The following is a 23412-nucleotide window of genomic DNA, read 5'->3' as shown; positions in this document are numbered from 1 at the left end:
TCAGATAGCGTTTTGCGTTCAGGCGGGCCGTTGGCCGGCGGTGACGGCAGACTCGGTCAGGGCGCTGTTCCATCCTGCCTGGGCCGGGCGGGCCAGCTTGTCCGCCAGTTGCACCACCTCGCCCACAATAATCAGGGTGGGTGGCTGGAAGTCTTCCCGATCAATGGTGTCTACCAGATCTTTCAGGGTGGTGACCGTCATGTGTTGCAGTGGCGTGGTGCCGCGTTCCACCAGAGCCACCGGGCAGTTTTCTGACAGGCCATGGGCCGTCAGTTCACGCACAATGGTCGGTGCATTGTGCAGGCCCATGTAGAACACCCGGGTTTGTCCCGGCGCGGCCAGTACCGGCCAGTTCAGTTCCAGAGTCTGGTCGGCCTTGCGGTGACCGGTGACGAACGTCACGCTCTGGGAATAGTCACGGTGGGTCAGTGGAATGCCGCAGTATGAGGCACAACCCGCCGCAGAGGTAATGCCGGGTACCACCTGGAAATCGATGTCATTGTCCACCAGAAACTCGGCTTCTTCACCGCCGCGGCCGAAAATGTACGGGTCGCCCCCTTTCAGGCGCACTACCCGCCGCTGTTTCATGGCCAGATGCACCAGCAGTTCGTTGGTTTCTTCCTGGGGCACGTAATGGCATCCGCTGGCCTTGCCCACATGAATCCGTTCGGCACGGGGGTTCACCAGTTCCATAATCTGCGGGGAAACCAGACGGTCATAAACGATGGCATCGGCCTGCTGAATCAGCATCAGCGCGCGCAGCGTGAGTAACCCGGGGTCGCCCGGACCGGCGCCGACGATGGCAACTTCGCCCGGGCGCAACGGTTGCTCCGCAAGCTGGAACTCCACCAGGCATTTCTTTCGCGGGTTTGTGGTCATGGCGTCGTTCCTTAAAGATTGTGAACCGGGATTTCGATCACCGGAGCGGCGACCCGTCGGGGCGTGGTATCAACCACTCCGATTTCCTCGTTGGTGAGATAGCAGCCCGGATCTTCCTCCCAGAAGTCGCCAGACACGTTGTAAGCCCGTACCCGGGTATTGCCGTTGCAGATATTCAGGTATTTGCAGTCCGCGCAGCGCCCTTTCACCGGGCGCGGATGCTGGCGGAAACCTTGCATCAGCGGATCGGTCGTTTCCGACCAGATCTTTGAGAACGGGGTTTCCCGCACATTGCCAAGGTTGTGATCCCACCAGAAGGTGTCCGGGTGCACCACGCCGAGGTTGTCGATATTGGAGATATTTACGCCGGAGGAGTTGCCGCCCCAGTTGGTCAGACGCTGGGTGAGGGCATTGACCTGGTCCGGGTAATGCTCTTTGGCCCACTCGATCAGGAAGGGGCCGTCAGCATCGTTGTTGCCGGTAACGTATTCCCGCTCGATGCCGCGCTTGAGTTCGTCGTGGCAGTGGTTGAACAGCAGATTCATGGCGTCGCGGGTCATGTCGTACCAGGCGTCGCGCTTCTTGTTGCGGCCGCCCCGGCCGGAGTAGTTCAGGTGCGACAGGTAGAACTTGTCGATCTGGTGCTCGTCCAGCATCTCCAGCATGGCCGGTAGTTCCGGGTAGTTATCCTGGGTCAGGGTGAAGCGCAGGCCCACTTTGATGCCGGCTTGCTTGCACAGGGCTACGGCGTGCATGGACTCTTTGAAGGCGCCTTTTTTCTGGCGGAATTCGTCGTGGGTGGCTTCCAGACCGTCGATACTGATGCCCACGTAGTCGTAGCCCACCTCGGCGATTTTGCTGATGTTGTCTTCGGTAATCAGGGTGCCATTGGTGGACAGGCCCACGTAGAAGCCCATGGCTTTGGCCCGGTGGGAAATATCAAAGATGTCCGGGCGCATCAGCGGTTCGCCGCCGGAGAGGATGAGTACCGGCACGCCGAAGGCTTTGAGGTCGTCCATTACCTTGTAGACTTCCTGGGTGGTGAGTTCGCCTTTGAAGTCGATGTCCGCTGAAATCGAATAGCAGTGTTTGCAGGTGAGGTTGCAACGGCGAATCAGGTTCCAGATCACCACCGGGCCGCTGGGTTTGGGGACCGGGCGTACCGGTGCCGGATTCATCAGGCTTTTGATGTAGCGGGTCATGCGAAACATAGTTTTTCTCTCTCATCGGGAGTGGCTTTCTTGCCTCTCCGGGCGGGCCTTTACCGGCTCTCTGCCCTTCTAACTATCCCCCTGCGGGCGCTGGGTATCCATACCTTTGATGGAGTACTTCAGGGGGTACGTGCTACTGCTTATCTGTTTGTTTTTTCAATCGTAATCCGGTTTTTTTCAGGATGGCGGAGCTGTACAGGATGGTGTGTCCGGTGCAGGCATCGCCGAGTACCTCGCGGATCTGTGCTGCCTTGTGCTCCACCTCGTCCCGGCTGACCCCATGCACCATGGCAAAAAGGTTGTAGCTCCAGTAGGGCAAGTGCCGGGGGCGCCGGTAGCAGTGGCTGACAAAGGGCAGGCAGCCGATTTTCTCGCCCAGTTCGGCAATCGCATCGTCGCTGACATCCCAAACGGTCATGCCGTTGAAGCGAAACCCCAGACGGTAATGGTCGGGTACCGCCGCTACCCGGCGGATAACACCGGTCGCCTGCATCCTCTGAAAACGTGTCAGCACTTCATCGGCGGGCATATCCAGTTGTTTGCCCAATTCGGCCCAGGGGTCGGAAACCAGGGGCAGTCCGGACTGGGTGGCGACAATGAGTTCGCGGTCTCGCGCACTCAGCACAGAGTCAGACTTCGAAGTGAAGGTGGACATGGAACTCCTGCTCCTTGGGCATGTTGTAAACCGGGTAGCCAGTGAGAGACTCAATGCGCTGGATGGTTTCGATAATGCCTTCCGGGGTTTCTGTGGCCAGAACAAACCACATGTTCAGTTCATGCTCGCGGCGGTAGTTGTGGGCCACCTCGGGAAAGCTGTTCACCTGCTCGGTCACCCTGCTGAAATCCGCTTCCGGAATCCGCATGGCTGCGAGCGTCAGGCCGCCGCCCATTTCCCCGGCATGGAACATGGGCCCAAAGCGGGTCAGCGTGCCGTTGTCCAGCAAGGCCTTCAGGTGCTGCAACAGCGTGACTTCTGATACGCCCAGTTCATCGGCCACGTCTTTGTAGGGTGCCGGCGTGAGCGGCAGGCCGTACTGCAGGCGATTGATGATGGCGCGTTCCAGGGGCGTGAATTCGGGTAGCGTCGGCTTGTCGTCCGATGACTTTGAACGCTCAGCAATTGCTGACATAACGGCCTCCGCGCTGCAGGTAGGCTTTGTTGCTGAACAGGATGGCATGGTCCACATCGTTCAGCTCGTGTTGCTCAATCAGGCTCGCAAGCTGGTTCAGAACCCGTTCGCGACTGACGCCGTGAATCATGCAGAACAGGTTGTAGGGCCAGTCTGGCAGGCGCCTTGGGCGCTGATAACAGAGGGTGACACAGGCGACGGCTGCCATGGCCTCGCCCAGTGTTGAAACCCGGTCGTCCGGCACGTTCCAGACCACCATAGCGTTGGCGCGATAGCCCAGGGTGCGGTGCTTGACCACCAGCCCCAGGCGTTTGATCAGCCCCTGCTGTTGCCACTGGCTGACAGCGTTCATAACCTGTTGTTCGGACAGCCCGGTGCGCTCGGCAAGGGTCTGATATGGGCGAGGTGTCAGGGGCAGGCCGTTTTCCAGCTGCTCGCGCAACCTCAGCAGGCCCCAGGCACTCATGGATTCGGTATCAAACAGATAACTGTAGTTCGGGCCGGTGGCAGGCAGGTTCATGGTAATGCCTCCCAGTCGATGTCAAAGCCCAGGTCGATATGGTAACCCTCGACCATTGGCAGTCTCAGCATCGGCAGCTTCAACTGGTGTTCCAGCTCGTCCAGCCGTTCCTCCAGAGTGTCTTCATCCGGAGCGGTCATCACGAACCAGAGGTTGTAGGTGTGCTCCCGGGCGTAGTTATGATTCACGCCCGGGGCACGGTTGATCCGGGCCGCCACCAGATCTATTTGTTCTTCTGGCGCGGCCACGGCAGCCAGCAGGCTGGCGCCCGCCTGACTGTGTTCAAACACCGGGCCGACCCGGCTGAGCACCTGCTGTTCCTGCAGGGCAGACAGTCTCTGGATAACCTCTTCCTCGGTCAGGCCCAGTGTCCGGGCCATTTCCTCGTAGGGGCGTTCGCAGACCGGCAGGTTACGCTGGTAACTGTCGATCAGTTGTCTGTCTGCCGCATCCAGTCTCATCAGGTTGCTCCTCCGGGCCGGGGCCGGGATCAGTACACGTCGTGCTGGGTGTTGTAAGTGTTGAACTTACCGGTCGGGGTGACCATGTAGTCGCCCTTGATCACCTTCTTCAGCTTGCGTGTCTTGTCGTCGACTACAACGATGGCGGATTTCTTGTCCTGGGTGTTCCAGACAGAGAACCACACTTCATCGCCCGCCTTGTTGTATTCCGGCTGAACCACACGCTTGGGACCTTCGCCCAGCTCGGCCCACTCGGCAATCGGCAGCACTTCGTAGCCGGCATCGAAGTTGTTGATGTCGAATACGGCAACGCTCTGGCTTACGGCTTCAGCCGGGTTCAGGGCGGTGTCTACCCACAGGTTCTTGGACTTCGGATGGGTCTTCACGAACAGTGAGCCGCCACCCTGGCCATCCACGGTGCGAACCACTTTCCAGGCTTTGTCCGGATGACCTTCCGGGTCGGTACCGATCATCTGGATGGTTTGATCGCCCAGGTGAGAGGTTGCCCAGACCGGACCATGCTCGGGGTCTACGAAGTTGGCGCCGCGACCCGGGTGGGGGATCTTGCCTACATCAACCAGTGCTTCCAGGTTACGATCCTGGGCATCTACAACCGCAATCTGGTTGGAGTTGTTGGCCGCAGACATGAAGTAACGCATGCTGGAATCCCAGCCACCATCATGCAGGTATTTAGCGGCGTCGATGTAGCTGATATTCATGTTGTCCAGATCTTCGTAATTCGCCAGCATGATCTTGCCGGTTTCCTTGACGTTGATGATGAACTCCGGATGCGCATGGGAAGCAACAATGGCAGCAACACGCGGCTCAGGATGGTATTCCTGGTCGCCGACGGTCATGCCACGGGTACCGATGATTTTCTTCGGCTCCAGGGTGTCACCGTCCATGATCACGAACTGTGGCGGCCAGTAGGTGCCGGCGATGGCGTACTTGTCTTCCCAGCCTTTGAACTTGGAGGTTTCAACAGAACGCGCTTCCATGCCGACCTTGATCTTGGCTACGGTTTGTGGCTCTTCCATCCACAGGTCGATCATGTTGATCAGGGCGTCACGGCCGATCACCATCACGTAACGGCCAGAGGCAGACATCCGGGAGATGTGCACCGCGTAGCCGGTTTCGATGATCTTCACAACTTCCTTGGAGTCGCCGTCAATCAGGGCAATCTGGCCGGCGTCACGCAGGGTGACACTGAAGATGTTCTCCAGGTCCAGATCGTTCATCTGCTTCTTGGGGCGATCTTCCGGTGGCACGATCACTTCCCAGGTTTTCTTCATGTCGGCCAGGCCGAACTCGGGAGGCTGTGGCGGCTCGTGCATAACGTACTTGGCCATCAGTTCTACGGTTTCTTCATCGAAGTCACCGGAAGTCAGCCAGTTCGGCATGCCTCCCGGAGAGCCGTAGCTGATAAAGGCCTTCAGGTAGTCGATGCCGCGCTCCTGGGTAATATCCGGGGTCAGCGGCTTACCGGTGGCGCCTTTACGCAGTACACCGTGACAACCGGCGCAGCGCTGGAAGTAGATTTCCTTGGCTTTTTCGAATTCGGCATCGGTCAGATCCGGTGCGCCAGGGCTGCGAACAACCTTTGCAGATTCGGCATCAACCGCACTAGCAGTTCCCTCATAAGCGAGGGAGGTGCCGTCCACGTGCTTCTCGGCAGCGTGGGCAGACATTACGCCGAGCGACGTAACAGCCACGGCCAGAGCCAGTGGTTTCATAATCATTTTGGTCACTCTCATCGGGTTCTCTCCTTAGGATTCAAGAGTACGTCCTAGGGTTCTCTTGTTGGGCTTCTCAGACATTGATTTATGTCAGATAAATACAGGTAATCAAGAGAGTACCTCCCCATGGGTAGATGGCGTATAACCAAAGATCACTGGATACCGCAGGAGAATTTAATCAATATCAATGCCATGGAAATACTGGAATTGCAGCATGTGCTGAAGCTTCCCGGAGACCCGCAATGAAAACGACCGGTCAGGCCTGCTCCTGGCACTCATTGGTACTGGCGATGGCGCTGGCGATCACCTCCGTTCAGGCCCAGGCCGGCGCGCCCGAAAGCGAGGCCGAGCTGAAGAACTTCGTCACCCAGGATTGTGGCTCCTGCCACGGCCTGAAACTCAAAGGCGGGCTGGGACCACCCCTGCGGCCAGCAGACATTGAAGCCCTGCCGGAAGCTGCGATTTCCGCCATCATCCGGGAAGGCGTGCCGGGCACAGCCATGCCGCCCTGGAAAGCCTTGCTGACCGACCAGCAAATTGCCTGGATCAGCGAGCAGCTCAAATCCGGTGCCTTGATTGCTCCCGAATCCGATTCCCCCCGAAGCCGATAACTGAAGGACCCACGATGAAACGTCTGTTTGCACCGATTGCACTGACCATCGCCGCTACCCTGACGGCCGGCTGCCAGAGCTTGTCTACGCCGGAGCCGGTTGAACTGCGCGGCACGGGTGACCTGGGCCTGATCATCGAACGGGCCACCGGCTCGGTATTGGTGGTTGACCACTCCGAACATGAAATCCTGGGCCGGGTAGAAGGTCTGGGCGATTTGTCCCACGCCTCCGTGGTGTACTCGCGGGATGCCCGCTACGGCTACGTGTTTGGCCGTGACGGTGGGCTCACCAAGGTTGACCTGCTCACTCGTACGGTGACCGATCGCGTTATTCAGTCCGGCAACAGCATTGGCGGAGCCATCTCCCAGGATGGCCGTTATGTGGCGGTGTCCAACTACGAACCCGGCGGGGTAAATATTTTCGACAGTGAAACCCTGGATACCGTGGTGGAAATTCCCGCGTTCTACACCAATGCCCAGGGCGAGCAGGATCAGTCCAAGACTGTGGGCCTGGTAGACGCCCCGGGCAACCAGTTTGTTTTCAGCCTGTTCGAGGCCGGTGAAATATGGACCGTGGATATGCACAGCAATCCGCCAGGTGTGACCCGCCATGAGGCCGGGAAAGAACCCTACGATGCCCTGATCACACCCGACGGCCGCTTCTATATTGCCGGCCTGTTCGGGGAAGACGGCTTGTCGATGATGGATCTGTGGGAGCCGGAGCAGGGCGCACAGACCATTCTGCCGGATTACGGCAAGGGCGAGCAGCGCTTGCCGGTCTACAAGATGCCGCACCTGGAAGGCTGGGCCATCGCCGACGGCTACGCCTTTGTGCCGGCGGTCGGTCGCCACGAGGTATTGGTCGCCGATATGGAAGACTGGGGCATGGTGCAGCGCATTCCGGTACAGGGCCAGCCGGTGTTTGTCATGGCCAGCCCGGACAACCGCCAGATCTGGGTCAGCTTTGCGCACCCGAAAAACGACGTGGTTCAGGTGATTGATTCCCGCACCCGGGAAATCATCCGTACCCTGGAGCCCGGCAAGTCTGTGTTGCACATGGAATTCACCCCGCGCGGTGAGGAAGTGTGGGTATCTTCCCGGGACAGTGACCGGGTGACCATCTACAACACCCGCACCCTGGAAGAAGTTGCTACCCTGCAGGCGCAAAAGCCGTCTGGCATCTTCTTCACCAACCGGGCGCACCAGCTGGGCTTGTGAGGTGAGGGTTACCGCCGGCGGTTGGCTGTTCGTGCTTTGCACCAGTGCCGTCAGCGCCGGCCAGTTTTCCGGACCGGTGCGGCTTGAAGTACACACTGAAGCCAGGTCTGTCACCGTCGCCAGTTACCGGCTGCAGCGTTATCTCGACACACAGAACTGCACGGCAGAACTGGTGTTCAATCAAGCCGGTGACGGTGACCTGGTGTACCGGCAGGATGGCCTGGCAGACAGGCTCAGGCTCCGGGCCGTCAACGCCGATGGCAAGGATCCGGTTCCGGTCTGGGTAACCCGGAAAACCGCCGGTGTGAGAACACTGGGGGAGCTGGAAGGGCGGGACGTATCCCTGCTAGCAGGAACCGACCCGCTCTCCGGGCGGCTTGCACTGAAGGCCCTGGCTGCCGAGGGCGTAACGCCGAAACGGGGCCAGCGTTACGAGGCCGGTGATTTCAGCTCTGCCCTGGGATTGTTGCTGCACAACAACACCCATGCTGCGGTCTCGGAACTCGGGTTGGTCACGCCGTTCCTGGAGTCCCAGGGCCTGGCCATTACCTGGCAGGGAGAACCCGTTTCAGGTGCTGGCTGGTATGCCGGCACCGACACCACGAACCCCGGATTGCAGCCGTGCCTGAAAGCACTGCTTGAACTGAAACGCAGCGACGATCTCCAGATATTCAATCTTTTCCCGGAATGGGTGTACGGCTTTGCCTCACCCGATTCCCTGCAATAAAAGGAACCTGTATATGACCTTCTACCAACCCGCCGGTAACGAAGTGGAGCTGTTCACCGCCGCTGCCGACAACGGCCTGCCGGTACTGATCAAAGGCCCCACCGGCTGTGGTAAAACCCGCTTTGTCCGCTACATGGCGGAAAAACTCGGTCGCCCGGTCTACACCGTGGCCTGCCACGATGACCTTACCGCCTCTGACCTGGTTGGCCGCCACCTGATCGGCCCCGACGGCACCTACTGGCAAGACGGCCCCCTGACCCGGGCGGTACGGGAAGGCGGAATCTGCTACCTTGATGAAGTAGTGGAAGCACGAAAAGACACCACCGTGGTACTGCACCCGCTGGCGGACGACCGCCGGGAACTGCCCATCGAACGCACCGGCGAACTGCTGAAAGCCGCTCCGGGCTTTATGCTGGTGGTGTCTTACAACCCGGGTTACCAGAGCTTGCTGAAAGGCATGAAGCCCAGTACCCGGCAGCGGTTTGTCTCCATGAGCTTCGATTACCCGACGCCGGATGTGGAGCAGACCATCGTCCAGGAAGAGTCCGGTTGCGATGCCGACCTTGCGAAGCAGCTGGTGGGGCTGGCAACCTCGTTGCGCAAGCTGAAAGATCACGATCTGGAGGAAGCAGCGTCGACGCGCCTTCTGATTCATACTGCATACCTGGTCGCTTCCGGTATGCCCCACATCGAAGCCTGCCGGGCCGGGATGATCGAGCCGCTATCGGATGATGCGGTGACTGTGAATGCACTGATGGAGGTGGTGTATGCCGTATTCGGGCAGTCCGAAGACTGAATCTCCCGGGGCGATTGCCCCGGTTATCTGGTACTTGCTGAACCTGCTGGCGTTGCCGGTTATCGGCTTCATCGGTTTGCTGGCGATTGCCATGAAATCCGGCGATGCCCACGCTTTGCGGCGGGCCCACAGCAAGGCGGCAGTCTATATGTCGATACTAGGCGCTGTGCTGATCAGCGGCGGCGTTGCCGTTTGCTGGCTCATCTACGGCAACACCGGGTTGTTTTGGACCTACGCAATCGTCTGGGCCGTCGTACTGCACACATCGTTTGTGCTTTGGGGCATGATTTCCCTGGCTCAGGCAATCGGCAACAAGCCGCCGACATTCCCGAAGAAGTTGCTGTAACCACCAGAGTCAGGGCGCCGTGGCGGGGGTAGGCCTTCCAAAAATGTGCGGAGCCATGGATGGCGGAGCAGAAGCGCCACATGGGCTCAGCCGAGCGCTTATGAAGCGAAGCTTCATGCGACAGCTGAGCGACCGCAATCTGTGATTGCGGGCCGGACCCCGGAGGGGGGCCGCAGGAGCGGTTTTTGGAAGGCCTACCCCCGCCATGGTGCAAGCTCCAGCCCGGAAGACTACCGTTGCGCCCGGCTCGGGTGTCAGCCGGCCAGGTGGATTCCGGCCAGAACTGATACCACCACGACAGCCCAGCCCTGGGCTGCCATGCGCCAGCCCCAGGGGGCATGTTTCATTTCCATGAAATGGTCGACGAGTAGAACCGCTTTTACGATCACTAAAGCGAATACCAGCCAGACCAATACAGACATATCGGCGCCAGCCTGCATGGCCACAACAGGAGCCATGGTGCAGATCATCAAGGCCACATAAACCGCTAACATATCAACCTCCTCAGGCCAGAACGTAGAGCATCGGGAACAGCACCAGCCACACCAGGTCGACCATGTGCCAGTAAGAGGCGCCGGATTCCATGCCGTTCATGTCGTCGCCGTTGTAGTCACCTTTCTTAACCTTCACCGCCAGCACCACCAGGATGATCTGGCCCAGTACCACGTGCATGAAGTGGAAGAAGGTGAGGAAGAAATAGAACATGAAGAAGGTGTCGGTGCCCAGGTTGTAGCCGTTGGCGTACAGGTCGGCGTATTCCCAGAGCTTGCCGAAGGTGTAAATGGACGACGCCGCGATGGCGGCCCAGAGCAGGGCAGTTGTGCCGGCTTTTCGGTCCCGCAGGCGATGAACGGACAGGGCGACCAGGTAGCTGGCGGTGATCAGGCCAACGGTGTTGATCAGTCCGGTCCAGGGGTGCAGGGCGTCCTTGCCGGCGGAGAAGGTGGCCGGGTCCACGCTTCGGGCTACGCCATAGCCAATAAACAAAATGCCGAACACCGCCAGTTCCGCGAAGATGAAAAGCCATACGGCGATGTCGCCGGGCAGGTGCCGCCCGCGGGCGGCTTGAATGTCAGCCATTACTTACTCCGTTAACGGGTCAGGTTCATGTACAGCTTGGGTAGCTGGCCGGGCAGCTGGGTCGGGTCTTTGATGACCACAAAGTTGGTGCTGCCGAATACGTAGGGCAGGTATTCGTTGGCTTCTTCGTCGATGGTCACGCAGAACGGGGTCAGCCCCGCCTTGTGGGCTTCCTGCACAGCCATACGGGTGTCTTCCACGCCGTAGCGGCCTTCGTACAGGTCCAGGTCGTTGGGTTTGCCATCGGTCACCAACAGCAGGATTTTCTGGTGTTCCGGCCGGGCCTGCAGCAGTTTGATGGACTGTCGGATGGCCGCGCCCATGCGGGTATAGTAGCCCGGTTCCAGGGCCTGTATCCGGCCTCTTGTTGTGTCGTTGTATTGCTCTTCAAAGCTCTTGATATGGTGGAAGCGGATGTGGTCCCGACGCCGTGACGAGAAGGCAAACAGCGCAAACGGATCACGGCTGGCAGTGAGTGCTTCGCTCAGCAGTTGCAGGCCGTCCCGGGCGATGTCGATCACCCGCTGGTGGTTGTTGATGTAGGTGTCGGTAGACAGGGAAATGTCTGTCAGTACCAGGCACGCCAGGTCCCGCTGGTTCTGTTTGCACTGGCGGAAGAGTTTCTGGTCTACCTCGCCGATGCCGCGTTTGTGCTGCACCATGCGCTCCAGGCAGGCGTCAAGGTCCAGCTCTTCGCCTTCCATCTGCCGGCGCTCCCACTGGCGCAGGGGCTTCAGGGCGCTGAACTGGCGGCGCAGGGTCTGGGCAGAACGGTTCAGGTGCTCGGGCAAGGGCGAGGGCACGGCGTCTTTGCTCAGAAGGGGTTGCAGGCAGCAGAATTTTTCCCGGTAGTCCTGCCGGCGCCAGTCCCATTCCGGCAGGTGAATGCCCGGCCCCAGGTGCAGATCGTCGTTTTCTTCCGAGGGCAGGTCCAGGTCAAATTTGATGGCGGAAGACGCTTCGCGGCGGTCCTGGGACACGGAGATCATATCCATGTCGTCGGCCACGGCGTCGGCGTCTTCCTCTTCGCTGTCGTCGCCGGCGCGGTCGATGGGAATGAACTCAGACCATGAAAACAGGCTTTCCAGCCGGAATAGCATCAGCCCCTGATCTTTGTCGAAGGCATCCACCCGCTCGGCGCGGCGGCGTTTCCGTTTTTTGGCCAGGCCGCCGGATTTCGACATGGTGTTGTCGTCGCCAATGATCTGACCTTTGAGTTTGCCCCGGCCCAGCACCGGGTAGAGCCAGAGTACCACCGGCCAGGGATCGGTCAGGGCGTCCGGCAGATCGTCTACGCTGCCCGGGTGAATCAGGGCCTGGCGAATGGCGGCTTCACGCTTGCCTTCGGTGCCTGGCAGGCTCTCCGGCGCAGGCCGCCACCGCAGCGTGTGTTTGACCAGGCGCTGGTACATGGGCTCAAGGCCGGGCCAGCGCTCAAGTAGCTGCTGCACCATGGCCTGATTACCTTTGAGCCAGCTGTGGTGGTTAATCTCGCCCAGAGAGGCCAGGGCGGCAAGCCACAGGTACAGCTCCCGGTTCACCTTGCGAGAGGGAAACAGCGCCAGGCGGTCTGGCAGGCGCAGGCTTTCTTCGTCCCGCCAGGCCAGTTCGAACTTGCGGTGTGTTCCGGCCAGCTTCTGCAGGAACTTCCGGCGAATCTGGAAATGCCGGGGTTCAGCCGTCACCAGGCTCAGGGCGGGATCGCCGCCCATGGCCCGGAACAGCACGCCCAGCGTGCGGGCTTCGTCTTTCAGGTGCACGGCGTACTCGGGGAACTCGCCCATGGCCTGGCGGGTTACGTAGTCGTGCCATTTAAGTCCGACCCACTCTTCCATTTCGTGTCCTCGTATCAGGCCCGTGTCTGGCGCGGGGTAGATTCCACCTGGCGCACGGGAATCAGCACCGTCTGCTTGCCAGGTGCGCCGGGCTCCCAGGTCAGCAGGGAGCCTTCAGGGTTGTCTTTCTGCACCTCGCGGCAGGCGCTGACGCACTGCAGGCACTGGGTACAGCTGAATTTTGCCCGCTTGTGGCTGCGGGTGGGCAGGCGCATGGGGCAGGCTTCGTCGCAGGCTTTGGTGCAATCCCGGCAGGCGGCGGCCCGCTTGGTGTCGAAGGTCACTACCCGGCCCTTGCCGTTGGTCATCCAGGCGATACTCTGTACCAGGCCTACGGCGCAGCCGTATTTGCAGAACAGGTGCCGGGCGAATAGAAAATCGAAGGTAAACACAGCGGTGGCTACCGCCAGGAAAATGCCCGGGTACAGGCTGAGCTGGCCGGTGATCAGGTCGGTATACAGAGGGACAGGCGGCAGCAGGTAAGACAGCAGCGCCAGTGCCCAGGAAAAACCGATCAGTGCGCAGATCAGGGTCAGGCCGGCCCAGTGGATGGCCTTGCCGGTGCTGCCTTTTTTCAGCGCTTCCCACAGGGTAGGGCGACCGGTAACGCGGGTCATCAGGTCGTTGATGGTTTCTACAACGGAGAAGTGCGGGCACAGCCAGCCGCAATACAGGCGGCCCCATTTGAAGGCAATCCAGAGTACCAGCGGCACCAGCACCAGGATGGGCAGAATGAACCAGAACAGGATCTGGCCCGCTACTTCGGCCGGGGTGCTTTGGGCAACCCAGTCCAGGTTCAGGTTAAACGACAGGGGGAAGCCCAGCAGGATGAAGCGGGTTTCGGTCAGGTCGTAACGGAAAATATTGAGAACAGGCGCAAGCAGGAACAGCAGGAAGAAGGCGCTGCGGGTAATCAGGCGCTTCTGCTGGAGGGTGTCTTTCGGGTTGACGGTTTGCGCATGCACAGAGGTTGTCCAGGGGTTCGGGAATGTGCCGGGGCCCGAAGGCCCCGGCGATCAGACTTTATCAGGCGTCTGCCGTGGCAGGACCACGGACTTCCTCAGCCGGGCTGGCTTCGCCCTTGATGAAGAAGCTACCGAAGTACACCACCAGACCGGCCATGAAGAAGGCACCGGCGACAAATCGCATCCAGTAGAACAGGGCGATCTGATCCTGGCCTGCCATGAAGGACAGCGCTTCACCGCTTTCCGGAATACGCTGCAGCCAAACCTGCAGGACGCCGGCACCGGTCAGGAACAGGGTGATGAACACCATGGAGATGGTCATCAGCCAGAAGCCCCACATTTCCACAATCTGAGCGGTATTGCTGTTGCCGTAGGGGCGACCGCGCATGATCGGCATGGCGTAGGAAATAATGGTCAGTACAATCATTACGTAGGCGCCATAGAAGGCCATATGGCCGTGGGCTGCGGTAATCTGGCTACCATGGGTGTACCAGTTCACCGGAGCCAGGGTGTGCAGGAAGCCCCACACGCCAGCGCCCAGGAATGCCATGACGGTTGTACCCATGGCCCACAGCATCGCGGCCTTGTTGGGGTGGTTACGGCGGCGACGGTTGATCATGTTGAAGGCAAACACCACCATCATGAAAAACGGCAGAGGCTCGATGGCAGAGAACACAGAGCCCAGCCACAGCCAGTACTCAGGCGGCCCGATCCAGAAGAAGTGGTGCCCGGTGCCGATGATGCCGGAGATCAGTGCCATGGCAATGATCACGTACAGCCACTTCTCGATCACTTCGCGGTCCACACCGGTGAGCTTGATCAGCACATAGGCCAGGATAGCGCCCATGATCAGTTCCCACACGCCTTCTACCCACAGGTGAACCACAAACCACCAGAAGTACTTGTCGGTGGCGAGGTTACCGGGGTTGTAGAAGGAGAACAGCCACAATACGGCCAGGCCTACCAGACCGGTGATCAGTACGATGTTGACCACGGTCTTGCGACCTTTCAGGGCAGTCATGGCAATGTTGAACAGGAACGCTACCACAACCACGGCGATACCAATCTTGGTTATCGTCGGTTGTTCCAGGAACTCCCGCCCCATGGTGGGCAGCAGCTTGTTCATGGTGACCTCCGCCAGGGTGGCGTAGTCTACGAACAGGTAGCCCAGAATGGTCAGGGTGCCGGCTACAGCGAACACCCAGAACAGAATCCACGCCAGCAGCGGGCTGTGCAATTCAGTTTGAGCTTCTTCCGGAACCATGTAGTAGGTTGCGCCCATAAAGCCGAACAGCAGCCAGACAATCAGCAGGTTGGTATGAACCATCCGCGCAACGTTGAAGGGAATTTCCGGAAACAGGAAATCGCCCACAACGTATTGGAGACCCAGAATCAGGCCGAACACAATCTGGCCGGCAAACAGAATCAGGGCAAAGATGAAGTAGGGCATTGCTACCCTTTGAGATTCGTATTTCATGTCTGCTCCCTTACCCTTCGATGTTGGGTGGCCAACCGTTGTCGTCGATCTTGGATGTCCACTCCAGGAAGGCGGCCAGGTCTTCGATCTCGGAATCGCTCAGATTGAAGTTAGGCATCTGGCGCCGGCCCGGGATATTGGTGGGCATGGCGTTCATCCAGGCTTTCATGTAGGACTTGAAGACCTCGGTATCACCACCGCCACGGCGGTCGAATACGTTAGCCAGTTCCGGAGCGAAGTAAGCACCTTCGCCCATGAGGGAGTGACAGCCAACACAGTTGTTGTTCTCCCACAGGTGTTTGCCCCTGACTACCTGCTCGGTCAGTTGGTCGCGGTTATCCCGCTCGGGCATAGCTCGCAGCTGAGTGTCAAAAGTCAGGGCCAGGAACAACAGGACGAAGAATGCACTCCCCCCCAGATATATGTTCCTGGCCATGCTTTTGGTAAAGCGCTCGGCCATTGGTCTCTCTCCTTGGTTGTTACGAATACCTGACTGCCCCACTAGGATATAAAGATGCATCCCTAATGCTATTGATGATTATCAAAGATGATCCCGGGTTTCTCTATTGCGCTGGGGAGTTACCTCTTGATGGGTAGGTGGTAGACTGCCCCGCTGGTTGTATTTTCACGGTTTTACGCCCGGAGAGATCATGTCTGCTGCCCTGGCCCTGCTGCTTAAACTTCTTCCGCTTTATGTCACCGTTGCACTGGGTTGGATTGCGGGTCGGTTCCTGGAAGCCAGTGGCCGGCATATTGCCGGCATCATGCTGTATATCATTACGCCGTCGGTGGTGTTTTCTGGAGTGATGGCGGCGCCGCTCAGTGCCGAGGTGATCCTGTTGCCGGCCCTGGTGTTTGGTTTCTGTACCGTGATTGCCCTGGGGCACATGGCCGTTGCCCGAAAACTGCTTTCAGACGGCAGTGCGGCCGTGATCCCGTTATCGGTGGGTACCGGTAACACCGGCTATTTCGGTATTCCGGTGGCGCTGTTGCTGTTTGGAGAGGAAGGCCTGGCGCTCTACATTGTCTGTATGCTGGGCACGACTCTGTTCGAGAATTCCGTGGGCTTTTATCTGGCGGCACGGGGCAAATACAGCATTCAGGATGCGTTGCTAAGGGTGGTGCGTCTGCCCTCCGTCTATGCCTTTCTGGCCGCAGTTGTACTCAACCTTTCCGGAGCCCCCATTCCTGACGTCTTTGTACCCCTGTTCGATAATCTGCGCGGCGCCTACAGTATTCTCGGGATGATGATTATCGGCATGGGCATTACCAGCTTTCGGGGATTGGCCGGCAACCCCCGGTTCACTGCCCTGGCATTTTTCGGCAAGTTTGTGATCTGGCCATTGGTGGCTATCGTGTTCTGGTGGGTTGATTCAACGCTTCTGGGAATTTATGAGCCGGCAGTGCATCAGGCCATATTCCTGATTTCCATCACACCGATTGCCGCCAATACCGTGGTGATTGCCACGCTGCTCGATGCATCACCCAGGCAAGCAGCAGGCACGACACTGCTCAGCACGTTGTTTGCACTGGGTTTCATTCCAGTGATGATTGCCTGGGTGTTCTAAGTTATGAGTCGTTACAGGCCGCCGTGGCGGCTTGTGCACCGCTGGCTTTGGCTTTTTCAATGTCACTTCGGGCATGGCGAACCACGCTAACTCCGGCGGTGACGGCCAGCGTACCCATGATGGCTGCGACGATCAGATCTGGCCAGGCACTGCCGGTGCCGAACACGCCCAGTGCGGCGGCCATAACGGCCATATTGCCGATAGCGTCGTTGCGGCTGCAAAGCCAGACCGAGCGCATGTCTGAGTCACCGTCCCGGAACCGGAACAGCATCACGGCAACAAAGACATTGGCGGCAAGCGCCAGCAGCCCCACCATGCCCATGGTCAGTGGCTCGGGCGTGATGCCGCTTTGCAGTACCCAGACGGCCCGGCCCCAGACCACCAGTCCGAACACGGCCATGGTCAGACCTTTTACCATCGCCGCCCGCCCGCGCCAGAGCATCCCCATTCCCAGAACGCTCAGAGAAAGCAGATAGTTGGCGCTGTCGCCAAAGAAATCGATGGCATCGGCCATCAGGGAAACGGACCCGGATTGCAGGCTGGCGAAGCCTTCCACCAGAAACATCACCAGATTCACCCACAGCGCCAGCCAAAGCGCTTTTCGGAACCCCGGAGCGGGAGTTTTGGGTTCAGGTGCAGAACAGGAACACGCCATATAGACCTCCAATGTTTAAGTGTCTCCATTAAAAACCCTGTAGTTGCTACAGGGTCAACACCTGCTAATCATGATGGCCTGATCCATGAGTGCCTGGTACATGGTTATCCGATGCGGTGGGTTCCGGGATGGTGGCCAATTCGTCGCTGAGCCCGCCCAGAATCCCACATTCCCGGATGGTCCGCGGGTCTGAACAGGCGTTCTGTAGGTTGACCAGCATCTGTTCCAGGCTTTTCAGTTCGTTGAGCCTGGCCCGCACATGTGACAGGTGTCGAGCCAGCAGAGCATTGACGTCTGAGCAATCGGCAGTGGGTTTTTCAGCCAGCCGGATGAGTTCGCGAATCTCGTCCTGAGCCATGTCCAGATTGCGGCAGCGCCGGATAAACAGGAGGCGGTCGAGGTGTTCCTGACGATAATAGCGATATCCGTTTTCGCCGCGCTCTGGCTTGGCCATCAGCCCGATTTTTTCAAAATAACGGATAGTTTCTACCGGAACACCGGCCTGCCGGGACAACTCTCCAATTTTCATGATGTATTCCCTTGAATGCCTGACATCGGTCAAGTCTCAGCCCGAAGACGATACTGTCACTATGGTACAGTGGCGCGGTGGTTTCATGGAATGAGGAGGCGACTGTGCTGGAGCGCCTGCAACACCGGCTGGGCTTGCAGACAATACCCGGAGTGTTCTTTAGCTCAGCTGCTATTGCCGCGCTGTTTGTGGCTTTGGCGATTCCTTTTGACCAGGCTGTGGCCAGCAGTTTCGGGCAGTTGACCGGATGGGTGGCCCGTAACCTGGGCTGGTTCTATATCCTGGCGGTGTCTTCGCTTCTGATTTTTCTTCTTGGTCTGGCGCTCAGTCGCTACGGCAGCATTCGCCTTGGGGCGGATGACAGTCGGCCGGACTACTCGAATCTCACCTGGTTCACCATGCTGTTTGCTGCTGGCATTGGCACTATCCTCATGTTCTGGGGGGTGGCTGAGCCGGTGTCCCACTTTGCCAATCCGCCATTCGATGGTGTGCAGGGCGGCACCGAGCAGGCCGCTACCGACGCCATGACCATTGCCCTCTATCATTTCGGCCTTCACACCTGGACCATCTTTGCCATGCCGGGCCTGGCCATTGGCTATTTCTCCTATCGCCACAGCCTTCCCATGCGTATCAGCAGCCTGTTCTACCCGATTCTTGGTGAGCGCACCTTTGGTCCATGGGGCTGGGCGGTGGACGTTATCGCGGTGTTGGGCACGCTGTTCGGGGTGGCGACGTCGCTCGGGCTGGGCACGTTGCAGCTGAACAGTGGACTGAATTACCTGTTCGGTGTTCCTTCCGCGGGCTGGGTTCAGGTTCTGCTGATTACGGTTATTGCCAGCATTGCAGCGACCTCGGTAGCGCTAGGTCTGGACAAAGGGGTGCGGCGGCTGTCCCAGGTGAATATTCTTCTGGCGATTGTGTTGCTGCTGTTTGTATTTGCTCTGGGCCCTACCGTGTTTATTGCCGAAGGTATGGTTCAGAGCGTGGGTGATTATTTTGATGCCTTGCCCTGGCTGGCGTTCTGGACAGAAACCTTTCGCGAGTCGGACTGGCAACGCAACTGGACGTTGTTCTACTGGGCCTGGACGATTTCCTGGGCGCCCTATGTGGGTATTTTCATTGCCCGGATTTCCCGTGGGCGAACCATTCGGGAGTTCGTAGCCGGCGTACTGTTTGCGCCAACCGCGTTTACGCTGGTGTGGTTCGGCATCTTTGGTCTCTCTGCCATTAACGTTGAGATGAATGGCCTGGTGGCACTGGCGGATCAGGTGCAGAGGGATCCGTCGGTGGCCATCTTTGCATTTCTTGATGTTTTTCCGCTGGCGGAGGCGGCTTCTGCTCTGAGTGTGGTCATTATTGTCATTTTCTTTACCACGTCATCGGACTCCGCCTCCCTGGTGATTGATATGCTGACACGCAGGGACGACCAGCCTTCGCTGATTCGCCAACGGATTTTCTGGGCGGCGGCCCAAGGGGTAATTGCGGCCACTCTGTTGCTTGCCGGCGGGCTGGATGCTCTGCAGAACGTGATCACTTCACTTGGTTTACCGTTCTGTATTCTGCTGGTTTTTATGGCGGTGTCCCTCTATCGCGCCCTGCACGCCGATTATCGCGGCTACAGTGTGGATGAGCTGGTGCGAGGCCGCGCCTTCCCGGAAGTGGAAGCCGATTCTGAACCCAAACAGGAGAAAGGTTATGTACCGGAAGCTGCTGATCGCGATTGATCCGAAAGACGACGGGGAGGGCAAGCGTGCACTGGAAGCGGCCCTGAAGCTTCTGGAGGAGGGTGGCGAGTTGCACCTGGCCAGTGTCTTCAACCCGGGTGGCAGCGGTTTCTTTCCTCACGTCACCGAAGAAGCACCGGAAGACAAAGAAGAACAGGTGCGGCACCACCTGGATCTGCTGGCCCGGAAATACCTGCCCCTGAACCGGGAGGCGATCCTGCACGTGGTGGCCGGTTCGGCCGGTGAGAAACTGGTGGCACTGGCCGGCCAGCTGTGTGCAGACCTGATGATTCTGGTCTCCCGTGGCGGCGGCAGCCACTGGCCGTTACGCAAGGCAACGGTGGAGTATGTGTCGGTCAATGCCCCTTGTTCGGTGCTGGTGCTTCCCAGTATGGAGAAAAACGAGAGCGACGGACCTGTAGAGAGCGAGTAAGGTCCTTGTCCATTGGGATCAAAAAAGAGGGAGCTGTGATGCCGGTTCAGAGTCATGGCTGCCAGTCCTGGGCCGGTTCTGTGTCGGCCCCTTCCGACTGCCATGACGGTTAAGAACCCGGTCCGTCTCTGTCTGGCTCACTTGCCGCTTCCTGAACTCTCCGACCGCCTTGCGAGCCACCCGTGCTGCCTGCTCATGATCACAGACTGGTGAAATATAGGTATTGCCGCCAAAGCGCTGCTTCTGGGCCGGCGTCATCAGCCATGGGGTGTGGATCATCTCCGCCGGGACGCCGGCCAGCTCCGGTATCCAGCGGCGGATGAACTCACCTTCCGGATCCAGTTTCTGGCTTTGCAACACCGGGTTGTATATGCGCAGGGCGTTGATGCCGGTGAGCCCTGATTGCATCTGGGCCTGGGGATAGTGAATGCCGGGCTCGAAATCGGTAAACAGTCGAGCCAGGTGCAGTGCCGGGTCCCGCCAGTGAAGCCATAGCTGATAACTGGCCACCGCCATCAGCATGGCCCGCATGCGGAAGTTGATCCAACCGGTGTGCTCCAGGCTGCGCATGCAGGCATCCACCAGTGGCCAGCCGGTCTGGCCCTCCTGCCAGCGATGCAGTCGCTCGCTGTTGTTTGGTCCGGTTTTCAGGTGCTCCAGTTCCCGATGCATGGCACGGAATTCCAGTTCCGGTTCATCCTCCAGCTTCTGGATAAAGTGGCAATGCCAGTGCAGCCTTGAGCGAAAGCTGGTGAGGCTTTTCTTCTTGCGGGGCAGCGTGTTGCGGTGGTCTCCGGTCTCTTTTGACTGCTGATAGACATCGCGCAGGCTGATGGTGCCCCAGGCCAGGTGAGGGCTGAGCCGTGAGCAGGCGCGAGGTGCGGTAAGCGGTGAGGACATGTTGTACTGATAACCCACGCACCGCCGTTCCAGAAACGAATCCAGCAGGGCAATGGCCCGTTCGCTGCCGCCGGCCTGACGATCCGGGCACGGGCCACCGTTAAGCTGGGCGGGTGCGGGTAAGCTCTGCGGCCAGCCGGAGGTATCCGGCGAACGAATCCCTTCGGGTGCAGGCAGGCGTGTGCTTTTGATGATCCGGTTCCAGTGCTGGTCCCAGTCGTCTCGGTTGACCAGTCGCCGAACGACACCAAAGCCCTGCCATTCGCGGAACTCAATCTGCTGGCTCTGGCACCAGGCAATCACCGCTTTATCCCGTTGAAAGGTCCAGTCCCCGCCGGTTTCCTGATGGCAGAACACCTGTGTGATGCCGTACTGCTGTTTCAGGTCATCCAGGGTTCTGATGACCTCCCCGTGAGCAATCAGCAGATCACTGCCCAGGCGTTTTAACTGCTTGCGCAAGGATTCGAGAGACTCCGCAACGAACTGCCACTGCCGGCGGGAGGTGTCCGGTTGCTGCCAGTATTCCGGCTCCACCACGTACAAGGGCACCACCGGCTGCCCCGATTGCACAGCGGCGTAAAGTGGGCCGTGATCCTCCACCCGTAAATCCCGTTTGAACCAGACCACGACTGCCATCAGTGCGGCCCCCGATTGCGCCGGCAACGCTCACTGCAGTATTTCACCTGGTCCCAGTCCTTTGCCCACTTCTTGCGCCAGGTGAAAGGGCGGTGGCAGGCCGGGCAGATTTTTTCAGGTAAGTGCGGTTTTTTGTGCATGGGCGGTTTATGGGTTTAACTGAAAGAGGTGTGTGGATATACGTGACTGAGCTTCCAGAGGTTTTGCCATGTCCCGAGTCGACGACAACATCCTGCCACCCTCGGTCCTGATCTTCGACTGGCACGGTACCCTGGTGGACACCCATGATGCCATGTTCAGCGCCATGGAGGAGATGTTACCGCAATTGGAAGAGCTGGGCCTCGTGGAGCAGTTGCTGCCTGAAGACCAGTGCCGCACCGAAGACGATGCCCGGTTGGTGCGTTACATTCGCATCTATCGCCGATTGCACCCGCGGATTCTGGCTGAGCGCCGGGTCTCCCGAACGGATATTTTCAACGCCATCTTTGGTGAGAACAAGGCTGCCAAGCTGATCGCCCATAAAGCCTACAACCAGGCCTACCGGAAGTACTTCGGCCAGGTGAAACCGTTTCAGCCGGGCGCTTATGAGTATCTGTCGGCCCTGAAAGCCCTGGGCATCAAGCTGGCGGTGTGCACCAACCGCAACCGGGAATTTCTGGACAGGGAACTGCAGATTGTCGACGAGGGCCGCTGGCAGCATTTGTTCGATGCCACCGTATGTGCCGATGATGTCACCGAGTACAAGCCCGATCCGGAGGTGATTCTCAAAGCGTTGGAAAAACTGTCGATTCCCAGGGGTGAACGCGTCTGGTACATCGGGGACAGCTATGTCGATATGCTCACCGCACACCATGCCGATGTGGCCGGTGTCTTCTACAACGGCGCCTGCTGGGAGCCGGACCGGATCAGCGGCTGGTTCACCAAACGGGACGCCCCGACGGCTGTTCTCGACAGCTTTGAAGACCTGATGGACCTGCTCGCTCTGTTGGAGCGGGAGCAGCCAGAAGCGTTTGCCGCCAGCCCGGCAGAGGTGCGCCCGAAACCCTTCCCGGCGCCAGAGCGGCCGGAGCCCCGCATCGAGCCGGACTGGCACCCGGCGGTGGTGAAACTGATTCGCCCGGCGGTGATCCTGTTCGACTGGCACGCCACCCTGGTGGATACCCTTGATGCCATGTACCACGCGGTGGATGACATGCTGCCGGATTTTCACAAGCTGGGATTGATGGACCGGATGGTGGCGCCGGAAGACAGCAAAACCCCGGAAGATGCCCGCCTGGTGGCTTACGTGCGGGAATTCGCCAAACTGCACCCCAAGGTAAAGGCTGATCGAAAAATCTCCCGCACCGATATTTTTGAAGTGCTGTTCGGTGAGGATCAGGACGCCAAGCAGGTTGCCCACAAAGCCTTTAATCATCACTACCGGAATCACTATGGCACTGTGAAAGCCTTTGAACCCCGGGTGCGAGAAATGCTGGAAGGGCTGCTCAAGCTGGGTATCCAGGTGGGCGTGATCACCAATCGGGACCGGGAGTTCTTCGAGCATGAACTGGCCGCGGTGGAAGATACCGGCTGGACACACCTGTTTGACGTTAACGTGTGTGGTGATGACACCCCGCTGCGCAAGCCCCACCCGGATCAGTTGCTTCTGGCCGTGCAGAAACTGGATTACCCACCGGATCCCAGCGTGTGGTACGTGGGTGATTCCACCACCGACATCATCGCGGCCAAACGGGCCGGCATGACCGCCGTGTTCTTCAACGGCGCCCAGTGGGATTTGCCGTGGCTGAACCGTATTTTTCCCGGTACTCACAAACACCCGGACAAACCGGATGTGGTGGTCAACGATTTCTCCGAGTTCTGGGCCTTGGTACTGGCCTGCGAAGTCGGGCCGCCATAACCACCAGCCGTGACAGCCAGGGCGCTCTCGTTATAGAGTTCCTGCGGCAGGCTTCTGCGAGAGGCTCGCCGGTATACTA

The 23412-nt window shown here is 59.1% G+C and carries 26 protein-coding genes; 9 read left to right on the top strand and 17 right to left on the bottom strand.

All coding sequences use genetic code 11. The features are described from left to right. Window positions 1-18: 18 nt before the first annotated feature. From cobA to ACF8YQ_RS14450, 7 genes are all read right to left on the bottom strand, one after another. Complete coding sequence (gene cobA, locus ACF8YQ_RS14480) at window positions 19-879, bottom strand: uroporphyrinogen-III C-methyltransferase (RefSeq protein WP_396621813.1); 861 nt, start codon at window positions 877-879, stop codon at window positions 19-21. A gap of 11 nt (window positions 880-890) precedes the next feature. Continuing rightward, complete coding sequence (gene nirJ, locus ACF8YQ_RS14475; RefSeq protein ID WP_396621812.1) at window positions 891-2090, bottom strand: heme d1 biosynthesis radical SAM protein NirJ; 1200 nt, start codon at window positions 2088-2090, stop codon at window positions 891-893. 133 nt (window positions 2091-2223) lie between these two features. Further along, window positions 2224-2745, bottom strand: coding sequence for an Lrp/AsnC family transcriptional regulator (locus ACF8YQ_RS14470; RefSeq protein ID WP_153740630.1), 522 nt, complete (start codon window positions 2743-2745; stop codon window positions 2224-2226). Further along, entirely contained in the window at window positions 2720-3220 is a 501-nt protein-coding gene (locus ACF8YQ_RS14465; RefSeq protein WP_023012285.1) for an Lrp/AsnC family transcriptional regulator, read from the bottom strand. Before ACF8YQ_RS14465 ends, ACF8YQ_RS14470 begins: the two co-directional genes overlap by 26 nt. Next, window positions 3204-3740, bottom strand: a complete 537-nt coding sequence (locus tag ACF8YQ_RS14460) for an AsnC family protein (RefSeq protein ID WP_396621811.1) — start codon at window positions 3738-3740, stop codon at window positions 3204-3206. Before ACF8YQ_RS14460 ends, ACF8YQ_RS14465 begins: the two co-directional genes overlap by 17 nt. After that, on the bottom strand, window positions 3737-4201 hold the full coding sequence (locus ACF8YQ_RS14455; protein ID WP_396621810.1) for an AsnC family transcriptional regulator: 465 nt from the start codon (window positions 4199-4201) through the stop codon (window positions 3737-3739). The genes ACF8YQ_RS14460 and ACF8YQ_RS14455 overlap by 4 nt, the downstream gene beginning before the upstream one ends. A gap of 29 nt (window positions 4202-4230) precedes the next feature. Beyond that, window positions 4231-5955 (bottom strand): cytochrome D1 domain-containing protein, encoded by a 1725-nt coding sequence (locus ACF8YQ_RS14450; RefSeq protein ID WP_396621809.1) that lies wholly within the window; start codon window positions 5953-5955, stop codon window positions 4231-4233. 224 nt (window positions 5956-6179) lie between these two features. On the opposite strand from ACF8YQ_RS14450, the gene ACF8YQ_RS14445 reads away from it, so the two are divergent. From ACF8YQ_RS14445 to ACF8YQ_RS14425, 5 genes are read left to right on the top strand one after another with little or no spacing between them, the layout of a single operon-like run. Continuing rightward, entirely contained in the window at window positions 6180-6548 is a 369-nt protein-coding gene (locus tag ACF8YQ_RS14445; protein WP_224851443.1) for a cytochrome c, read from the top strand. A gap of 14 nt (window positions 6549-6562) precedes the next feature. Beyond that, window positions 6563-7765 carry a cytochrome D1 domain-containing protein gene (locus ACF8YQ_RS14440; protein WP_224851442.1) on the top strand — a complete coding sequence of 401 codons (1203 nt, stop codon included), beginning with the start codon at window positions 6563-6565 and terminating at the stop codon, window positions 7763-7765. Between the two features lies 1 nt (window position 7766). Beyond that, the gene (locus ACF8YQ_RS14435) at window positions 7767-8492 is read left to right on the top strand and encodes a hypothetical protein (protein ID WP_224851441.1); all 726 of its coding nucleotides are present in this window, start codon (window positions 7767-7769) and stop codon (window positions 8490-8492) included. A 13-nt stretch (window positions 8493-8505) separates the two neighbouring features. Next, entirely contained in the window at window positions 8506-9288 is a 783-nt protein-coding gene (locus ACF8YQ_RS14430) for a CbbQ/NirQ/NorQ/GpvN family protein (RefSeq protein WP_396621808.1), read from the top strand. Next, on the top strand, window positions 9260-9634 hold the full coding sequence (locus ACF8YQ_RS14425; protein WP_396621807.1) for a hypothetical protein: 375 nt from the start codon (window positions 9260-9262) through the stop codon (window positions 9632-9634). The genes ACF8YQ_RS14430 and ACF8YQ_RS14425 overlap by 29 nt, the downstream gene beginning before the upstream one ends. A gap of 254 nt (window positions 9635-9888) precedes the next feature. Here ACF8YQ_RS14425 and ACF8YQ_RS14420 read toward each other — a convergent pair whose 3' ends face one another. From ACF8YQ_RS14420 to ACF8YQ_RS14395, 6 genes are all read right to left on the bottom strand, one after another. Further along, window positions 9889-10128 carry a cytochrome C oxidase subunit IV family protein gene (locus tag ACF8YQ_RS14420; protein WP_396621806.1) on the bottom strand — a complete coding sequence of 80 codons (240 nt, stop codon included), beginning with the start codon at window positions 10126-10128 and terminating at the stop codon, window positions 9889-9891. 10 nt (window positions 10129-10138) lie between these two features. Next, complete coding sequence (locus tag ACF8YQ_RS14415; protein ID WP_396621805.1) at window positions 10139-10714, bottom strand: cytochrome c oxidase subunit 3; 576 nt, start codon at window positions 10712-10714, stop codon at window positions 10139-10141. Between the two features lie 11 nt (window positions 10715-10725). Beyond that, complete coding sequence (locus ACF8YQ_RS14410) at window positions 10726-12549, bottom strand: nitric oxide reductase activation protein NorD (RefSeq protein ID WP_396621804.1); 1824 nt, start codon at window positions 12547-12549, stop codon at window positions 10726-10728. A 14-nt stretch (window positions 12550-12563) separates the two neighbouring features. Beyond that, the gene (locus tag ACF8YQ_RS14405; RefSeq protein WP_224851437.1) at window positions 12564-13514 is read right to left on the bottom strand and encodes a 4Fe-4S binding protein; all 951 of its coding nucleotides are present in this window, start codon (window positions 13512-13514) and stop codon (window positions 12564-12566) included. Window positions 13515-13575: 61 nt separating this feature from the next. Next, window positions 13576-14991, bottom strand: coding sequence for a cbb3-type cytochrome c oxidase subunit I (locus ACF8YQ_RS14400; RefSeq protein WP_396621803.1), 1416 nt, complete (start codon window positions 14989-14991; stop codon window positions 13576-13578). Between the two features lie 10 nt (window positions 14992-15001). Further along, a complete protein-coding gene (locus ACF8YQ_RS14395; protein ID WP_094623702.1) occupies window positions 15002-15451 on the bottom strand; it encodes a cytochrome c in 450 nt (149 codons plus the stop codon). A gap of 190 nt (window positions 15452-15641) precedes the next feature. Between ACF8YQ_RS14395 and ACF8YQ_RS14390 the strand changes: the two genes are divergently transcribed. Continuing rightward, on the top strand, window positions 15642-16559 hold the full coding sequence (locus tag ACF8YQ_RS14390) for an AEC family transporter (protein ID WP_396621802.1): 918 nt from the start codon (window positions 15642-15644) through the stop codon (window positions 16557-16559). 1 nt (window position 16560) lies between these two features. On the opposite strand, the gene ACF8YQ_RS14385 is transcribed toward ACF8YQ_RS14390, so the two are convergent. Together ACF8YQ_RS14385 and cadR are read right to left on the bottom strand one after the other, a co-directional pair. Continuing rightward, window positions 16561-17214 (bottom strand): cation transporter, encoded by a 654-nt coding sequence (locus ACF8YQ_RS14385; protein ID WP_396621801.1) that lies wholly within the window; start codon window positions 17212-17214, stop codon window positions 16561-16563. A gap of 64 nt (window positions 17215-17278) precedes the next feature. Beyond that, complete coding sequence (gene cadR / locus ACF8YQ_RS14380; RefSeq protein WP_011786550.1) at window positions 17279-17743, bottom strand: Cd(II)/Pb(II)-responsive transcriptional regulator; 465 nt, start codon at window positions 17741-17743, stop codon at window positions 17279-17281. A 104-nt stretch (window positions 17744-17847) separates the two neighbouring features. Here cadR and ACF8YQ_RS14375 point away from each other — a divergent pair, with 104 nt between their 5' ends. Further along, complete coding sequence (locus tag ACF8YQ_RS14375; RefSeq protein ID WP_022990840.1) at window positions 17848-19467, top strand: BCCT family transporter; 1620 nt, start codon at window positions 17848-17850, stop codon at window positions 19465-19467. Then, entirely contained in the window at window positions 19439-19900 is a 462-nt protein-coding gene (locus ACF8YQ_RS14370; protein ID WP_011786548.1) for a universal stress protein, read from the top strand. Before ACF8YQ_RS14375 ends, ACF8YQ_RS14370 begins: the two co-directional genes overlap by 29 nt. Window positions 19901-19918: 18 nt before the next feature. On the opposite strand, the gene ACF8YQ_RS14365 is transcribed toward ACF8YQ_RS14370, so the two are convergent. Continuing rightward, entirely contained in the window at window positions 19919-21436 is a 1518-nt protein-coding gene (locus ACF8YQ_RS14365) for a deoxyribodipyrimidine photo-lyase (protein ID WP_011786547.1), read from the bottom strand. Further along, window positions 21436-21576: a DUF2256 domain-containing protein gene (locus ACF8YQ_RS14360; protein WP_011786546.1), complete on the bottom strand. Its 141-nt coding sequence runs from the start codon at window positions 21574-21576 to the stop codon at window positions 21436-21438. The genes ACF8YQ_RS14365 and ACF8YQ_RS14360 overlap by 1 nt, the downstream gene beginning before the upstream one ends. A 68-nt stretch (window positions 21577-21644) precedes the next feature. Between ACF8YQ_RS14360 and ACF8YQ_RS14355 the strand changes: the two genes are divergently transcribed. After that, on the top strand, window positions 21645-23333 hold the full coding sequence (locus tag ACF8YQ_RS14355; protein WP_396621800.1) for an HAD family hydrolase: 1689 nt from the start codon (window positions 21645-21647) through the stop codon (window positions 23331-23333). Window positions 23334-23412 lie beyond the last annotated feature (79 nt).

This window comes from Marinobacter sp. W-8 (genome assembly GCF_044342215.1).
Taxonomy (GTDB): Bacteria; Pseudomonadota; Gammaproteobacteria; order Pseudomonadales; family Oleiphilaceae; genus Marinobacter; species Marinobacter nauticus.
The sequence above is the reverse complement of the archived record's forward strand: the minus strand, read 5'-3'. Positions and strand labels throughout refer to the sequence as shown.